Below are 2,170 nucleotides of genomic sequence, written 5' to 3'. Positions count from 1 at the left end.
TGCGCCGGTGAGGGCGGCGAGCGTGGCCGGGTCGGGCGCGGCCGGCTGCGCCGGGCGCGTGATGCCCTCGGTGTTCCAGATCCGCGCCATGTCGATCCCGCCGGGACCGCCCAGTGCGGAGGTCGACACCACTCGGTACGCCGCGGTGAAGTCCAGGTCGTCGAGGTTGGCGTCCATCACCGCGGGGCTGTATTCGGTGTTGACGATCGCCCGCGCCTGCTCCTCGGCGGCGTGCCGGGCGGCCTCGACGTCCGCCTTGACCGACGGCGCCACCGGGCCCGCGAGCCGGCCGAATCCCGGGGTGCGGTTCTCGGCGAGGGCGACGTCGGCGGCCTCCGACGCGATCCGCTGGCGGGGGGTGGCGAACCCGCGCTGTGCCCCGTCGGCTTTTTCGGCGACTGCGGTGAGCTGGCCGGCGAGGGCCGCCGCGGAGTCTGCCAGTCGGTGGGTGGAGAAGGTCGCCTGGTCGGCGAACTCGCCCTGCCAGGCGTGGCCGAGGAGGTTGCCGAGTCCGGACCGCAGGGTGGTCGCGGCGTCGTCGAGCACGGTCGCCGCCTGGGTCATCCGCGCGGCGATGGTCGCGAACTGCTGGGGCTCCAGGGCTTGCGCGGCTTCGGCCATCCGCTCCAGCGGCGAGGTCGACACGTCCTCGGGGCCGACGCGGCCGTAGCCCCCGAGCGTGGTGGTGCCGTCGGCCGCGTCGAGCAGCGCGGTGGTCGACCCGAGCGATCCCATCAACCCGAGGCTCTGAAGCCCGACCGGCTCTTCGGCGGCCTTACCCAGCGCGGCGGCGACGGCCTCGTCCTGCGCCTCGATCAGACCTCCCGCAGCGGCGAACAACATCGACATCGCCCGCGCCTGATCTACGAAGCCGTTCAAGAGCGTCCGCAAGTCCTCTTCAACGAAGAGCGAGTAGACGGTTCCGATCTGTCGCGCCGTGTCGAAAGCGCCGGGGCTGGGAACCTGGCTCATTTGCCACTCGTCGGCCATGGAAATTGCCAGGGCTTTCACAAAAGAATCACAAAGCTTCACACATTCCTGTGCGACGCTTGGCCCCAAGTTAACCGTCATCGGAAATCTCCAGGTGGTAAGAACTCGACTAAGGTGGTGGCGGTTTCTTGCAGGACGTCGCATGCGTCCGCGAAATGATGCCCTCGGAAGGTTTTGAAAGTTGTAGCCAGACTGACGGTCAGCGCGACCGTGCCTCGTCCAGTGAAGAACAAGTATCGACAGGTATTGGGCTCGTTCTCTTGGTCAACTAGCCGCAGCGCATTTCGGCCGCCGACGGGATGACCATCGCCGTCAACGACGCCTGTGGGGTCCGCGAGATAGTCAGAATGTGACTTCCAAGTCGCGACTAGATCAAGAACTACCTCGTCGGAACTCCAGCCGCATGCTTGTAATTGTCCCGGTTCACTCTTAGTGAGAAGTTCCTCCAGTCGAATGGGGGCTCCTACGGCCTGTTCGACAGCGTCAGCAGGGACGTCCGCACACGGGTCGAAGAGGGCTGGCCTCTGCTCGATCGGCAGATCCCACGGGTTGCCCGACTCCTCGGCCGAGGCGGAGCTCGTCGTCGTCGCCGTCGGTTCTTCTTCACCGCCTGCCGATGCGCACCCGGACAGCCCAACGCCCACAGCGACCAGCGCGGCGCCCAAGGCTCTACTTCTTCCCACACCCGGTACGACGCCCCGCCGCGCTGAACGGTTCCGCAGCGGCGCAGATTCCTGCCACCGGACCCGCGGCGCCGGGGCGTTTGACTGAATGCGGAGGCGGGGAGCGGTCACGGCCAGAGATCCTCGCACCTGACCGGCGCCTGCTGGGGAGTCATCGCGCGCGGCAGGGCGTGAAATGGATGGAACCGGTCAGCGCGCCCGCCCGTCGTTCTAGCCCCGCTGATTCACGGGCCGGTGTGACTGCTGCTGTCGGGTGACGGCGGGCTTGTTTTCGAGTAAGGGCGTGCGGGGGTGCCGGCTGGCGCTGCCGGTGGGCGGGTCTCCGGGTGGTGATGTCGAGGGCGGGCAGGTGAGATCAGGCTGGTTTGGGGATCGCGGCGATCTTGTTGAACACGGCGACGATGGCGGTGGCCCAGGGCCACGTCTCTGGGATCTTCACCCGGCGTCGCCGGCCGCTACGGGTCAGCCGGGCTGCGACGTGCAGGAAGCGGTAGCGC

3 protein-coding genes are annotated in these 2,170 nt (G+C 67.9%); all 3 read right to left on the bottom strand.

Annotation, left to right across the window (positions count from 1 at the left end; genetic code table 11):
• A partial coding sequence (locus HMPREF3086_RS02795; protein ID WP_141763960.1) for a hypothetical protein occupies positions 1-972 on the bottom strand: 972 nt, incomplete at its 3' end.
• A 95-nt stretch (positions 973-1,067) separates the two neighbouring features.
• Positions 1,068-1,634, bottom strand: a complete 567-nt coding sequence (locus tag HMPREF3086_RS19860; RefSeq protein WP_368664631.1) for a DUF3558 family protein — start codon at positions 1,632-1,634, stop codon at positions 1,068-1,070.
• A 394-nt stretch (positions 1,635-2,028) separates the two neighbouring features.
• Positions 2,029-2,170 (bottom strand): hypothetical protein (locus tag HMPREF3086_RS19445; RefSeq protein WP_305790925.1); only part of this gene is annotated, 142 nt, incomplete at its 5' end.

The sequence above is a fragment of the Dietzia sp. HMSC21D01 genome, from assembly GCF_001815995.1.
GTDB classification, from domain to species: domain Bacteria; phylum Actinomycetota; class Actinomycetes; order Mycobacteriales; family Mycobacteriaceae; genus Dietzia; species Dietzia cinnamea.
Note: the sequence above shows the minus strand (reverse complement) of the source record. Positions and strands in the feature narration are given on the sequence as shown.